Origin of the sequence: Thiocystis minor, from assembly GCF_016653465.1 — a bacterium.
Lineage (GTDB): Bacteria > Pseudomonadota > Gammaproteobacteria > Chromatiales > Chromatiaceae > Chromatium > Chromatium minus.
Genome location: NZ_NHSQ01000108.1, coordinates 1 through 3,805, shown reverse-complemented (window position 1 = coordinate 3,805; position 3,805 = coordinate 1). Strand labels below are relative to the sequence as shown.

At 64.8% G+C, this 3,805-nt stretch carries 3 protein-coding genes and 1 tRNA gene; 1 reads left to right on the top strand and 3 read right to left on the bottom strand.

Going from position 1 to position 3,805, the window contains the following annotated elements:
• Positions 1 to 144 precede the first annotated feature (144 nt).
• From CCR95_RS15365 to CCR95_RS15355, 3 genes are all read right to left on the bottom strand, one after another.
• Positions 145 to 241, bottom strand: a tRNA-Ser gene (locus CCR95_RS15365).
• 76 nt (positions 242 to 317) lie between these two features.
• Positions 318 to 1,706 (bottom strand): ATP-binding protein, encoded by a 1,389-nt coding sequence (locus CCR95_RS15360; protein ID WP_201096007.1) that lies wholly within the window; start codon positions 1,704 to 1,706, stop codon positions 318 to 320.
• Positions 1,706 to 2,518, bottom strand: coding sequence for a lysozyme family protein (locus tag CCR95_RS15355; RefSeq protein WP_201096006.1), 813 nt, complete (start codon positions 2,516 to 2,518; stop codon positions 1,706 to 1,708). Before CCR95_RS15355 ends, CCR95_RS15360 begins: the two co-directional genes overlap by 1 nt.
• A gap of 158 nt (positions 2,519 to 2,676) precedes the next feature.
• On the opposite strand from CCR95_RS15355, the gene CCR95_RS15350 reads away from it, so the two are divergent.
• Positions 2,677 to 3,423, top strand: coding sequence for a DUF1845 domain-containing protein (locus CCR95_RS15350; protein ID WP_201096005.1), 747 nt, complete (start codon positions 2,677 to 2,679; stop codon positions 3,421 to 3,423).
• Positions 3,424 to 3,805: the final 382 nt, after the last annotated feature.

Here is a 3,805-nt window from a genome sequence, read left to right as displayed (position 1 = left end):
GCTTTCATATTCGTCCATCGGACTCTCCTCGGTCGTGTGCTTGGCGGCTCACGCTGCGGAGTGTCCCGATGGACTCCCGGAAATGTCAAACTGCTACTGTCACCCCGGCAAAGCCGGGGGATTTCTCATTTTATTAAGGATATTTGGTGGGCGCACGTGGGATCGAACCACGGACCCCTGCCGTGTGAAGGCACATAACCGGCACGATTTCATTTATATTCAATGGTTTGCACCATCACCCCAACCGCAAACCTGCCTGGATGTGCCAGTAAGTGACTGCGTTTGACTCCCCATCTGCACACTGATTTGCACACTGATCAAGATTCCTCCTCGTCCGGCTCCGACCCGAGCGTCACCGGCTCGAACCCGCCGTCGCGCGTGGAGTACATCGCCACCCGTGGCTGTTGGGCCTGACGAAACAACTGTTCGTCGGCGAGGCCAAGCGCCCGGCGCGCCGCCGGAATATCGATGGCCTGGGTGCGCAGCCCAATCTTGCGGGCGACATTCGCCAGGACCGCCCGTGGAAACACATTCGGACTCTGCGATACCAGAATCAACCCCGCGCCGAATTTCCGCGCCTCGCTGACCAGCCGATTGAGAATCTGCGTCGGATCGTCGCGTTCCTTGGTGCGCGTGGGGATGACCAGTTGCGCTTCGTCGACCAGCACAAACGTATCGACGCGCGCCCCGCGCGCACTCGGTTGGTATTCGCCCCGCGCGCGCAACTTGCGAAACAGCCGTTCCAGCAGCGTGTCGGTGAGGAACGCGCGCGCCTGATCCGAGAGGCCCGAGAGATCGAAGCGGTTGACCCCGGCGGTGACCGGCGGGGAGACGGGATGAAAGATCCCGTGGTTATCGAGCGCGGCGACGTACATGCCGATAGAGTCCAGCGCCCGAGCGGCGGCTTTACGCCGGTATGGCGCGAGCGTCAACCGCGTCTGCCCAACGTCGAGCGTGTCGCCGGTGTCGCCAGCGGCTTCGGGTCCGTAGCGGCGGTCCACATACACCTCGAACGCCTGCATCAGGGTCCGCTTGGCCGCCGTGATCTTGCCCTGCAGGGCGGCTTGCCCGGCCTGTCCGCCGGGTGCGGTCGCCAGCGCCAGGGCGTCGGCGCGCCACTGTTCGAGTTGCTGGCCCTGTTGGTGAAACGTCTGCGCAAAGTCTCCCAAGCCAGAGGTCACGGCGGCCTGGATCGCCTCCAGCAGTTCTCGAAGATCGGCCATCGTCGGTGGTGTCCGCGTCCAGGTCTCCGGTTGATCGGCGAGGATCCCGGCAGCGCGATACAGATCGGCGATCAGTTGTCGCAACACCAGTTCCTGCACCGGCCCCATCGCGGCCAGGTAAGTTTTGCGAAAGGTTGCCAGCAGACTGTCGATCTGTCCGCCCGGACCCGCGCGATGGTGTGGGTCAAACTCAAACGGATTCAGGCCGAAGGTCGGACGGGGACCGCCGAACACCAGGGCGTTCTCGCCCGCGACGGCCAGATCCCCGTGCACGTCGATCACCATCACGATTTTTTGCGACTGTTGCAGATAGCGAATCATCCGGCGCAGCAGATAACTTTTCCCCGACCCGGAGGCTCCCCAGACGATCGCGTGGGCGTTGGATTCGGTCTCCGGCTCCCAATAGAAGCGCCGCTCGGTTTGGAACAGCCCGGTCCCCAGACAGAACCCCGTCGTCGGTTCCGGCGGAAACCGCTCGCGCATCAGAGTGCCGACAGCGCCTCGGCCATCTGGAGGACGCGGCGTCCGTAAGCGCGGGCGCGCGCTTCGTCGTGCCAGTGATGGTAATGCCCCACGCCCAGTTCCAGATCGTCGGGGGCCGAGGCAATGGCCTTCGCGAGGATGTCGGCGGCCACGATCAAATTGGTCCGCGCATCGAGCAGTTCGGCGGGATCGGCCACGGTGTCGCCGTGCCAGCGCAGATTGACCTGCATCAGGCCGACATCGATGGCGAGCGGACGATGGCGGGCGGTGAGTTGACGCAGCGCCTGGGCGGCGGCCGCTTTGGTGGCATGGAATTGTGGCCCGTCGGGACCGCGCAGGGTGAAGGGCCAGGGCGCGGACGCATGGGCACCCGCGCCATGGCGGGTTTCCTGTAACGCCACGCCATAGAGCAACACCGGATCGAGTCCGACGCGAGCGGCGACCGTCTCCCACAGCGTGCCGTGCAGGAAACCGGCGGCGCTGGCCGGCCCGCTGACGGGCAGTGCTGGCCGCGTGTGCGGCGGCACGGAGTCGGCGGGCGTGGCGACGATCGTGCGGTGCGTCAGGGGTCGGGAGGCGTCAGGTTCCGGTTTTGGTGCGGGCGGCGCGGGGAACGGCAGGGGATTCATGCGCGCGGCACCGATCACGCGGAGCGCGGGTTGGGCCTGACCGAGCGTCGGTGTGGCGAGGAAGAGACCGAGCAGGGCCAGCGAGAAACGAACGCGGTTCGGCATGACGGATTCCTGGAAAGGCAACAGCGCCTGAGTGTAGCCGCGCGCGGCGTGACCAAGCGGCGGAAACGGTTGTGCCATCGCCGACCGTTTGCGTGACAACGCGCAACGGAAACGGGTTCACCGTAGGACATTGCGAGACCGCCGGGGCCTCGGCACGATGACCGCGAGCGTCCGCGACTGGCGACGCTGAAACCGACCCAGCCTTGTGTCTTTTCGATGGAGCGCCTGCATTCGCGATGTTTAACGAAACGACTGAAAACACCCTTGAAAACACCAGTGAACTGGCCCTGGTCCCGGTGGCGACCCTCCCGGCGCGCGTCTCGAAACGCGAACGCGCCTTGGCCGAGCGCCGTCCCGAGGGCGGTCGCCGTGCCAAACCCTACCGCCACAGCCGTCCGGTGTTCGACCGCCAGGTGCGTGTGCATAGCGAATACGTGCGCCGGCTGGTCAGCGACCGTCAACTCAAGCCCGCCATGACCGCGCTCTACGGCATTGACCTGATCTTGCGCCTGATCGCCACCGAGGCGGAAATCGATCAGATCGATCAGGCGATCGATGCGCGGCTGCTGGCGGTCAGCGAAGCGATGGCGGATGAACTGGAGGTCTTGAACGCGCAACTGGCGCGGCACCACCTGACCGGCGTTCGTCCGCGCTATACCGAGGAGCAGGAGCTGCGGATCGAGGTGTCGTCGCCGCATATCGGCGCCTATACCAACCTGATCGTGGAACTGGACCAACTCATGATCGCGATCGATACGCTCTGGCTGTCCGGCCTGATGTCCAATCAGCGCCATGTGGAGTGCTTAACCCAGTGGCGCGATCGGCTTGGCCTGGTGGGGCAAGCGTTCGTGGCGCTGCATCGCGCGGCCTATGAAGAAGCGGACCGACGGGGACAGCGCGAGGCGGTGGATCGGACGGAGCCGCACGCGGTGTTGACCGTGATCGGCGACGACGGGGAGGACGGGGACACGCTCGCCGAGTAAGCGGCGGGCGCGGACGCGACGGTCACCGAGCGGCCGTGTCCGCACCGCATTCACATCTGCATCCTTCGATCGGAATGTCAAGCGATCAACGGTGAAACACGTCATCACGGTTGTCGGTTCCAGACGGTTGAACGAGTCACTAGGATGTGAAGGGTCAGCGGTGATCGCCGTTCCATTCGAGATCCAGACAGCCAGCCCGCGTCGGCTGGCCACCGGCACCACAGTGATGACCGGCAATCTCGTGAAATGGCGATCACCGTCACGACGATGACGCCCGTTGGGCGCGTCGCGATCCCGGTCCTGTCGGAACAGCAGAGGTGAGGATGGTGGAGAAGCAAACGCCCGCGCAGATGGTCTTGCAGCATGTGATTCAGTCACTCCA

What these genes read in the sequence shown, in the direction of transcription:
- CCR95_RS15360 (WP_201096007.1), bottom strand. Translation starts at nt 1,706, where the DNA reads ATGCGCGAGCGGTTTCCGCCGGAACCGACGACGGGGTTCTGTCTGGGG.
- CCR95_RS15355 (WP_201096006.1), bottom strand. Translation starts at nt 2,518, where the DNA reads ATGGCACAACCGTTTCCGCCGCTTGGTCACGCCGCGCGCGGCTACACT.
- CCR95_RS15350 (WP_201096005.1), top strand. Translation starts at nt 2,677, where the DNA reads ATGTTTAACGAAACGACTGAAAACACCCTTGAAAACACCAGTGAACTG.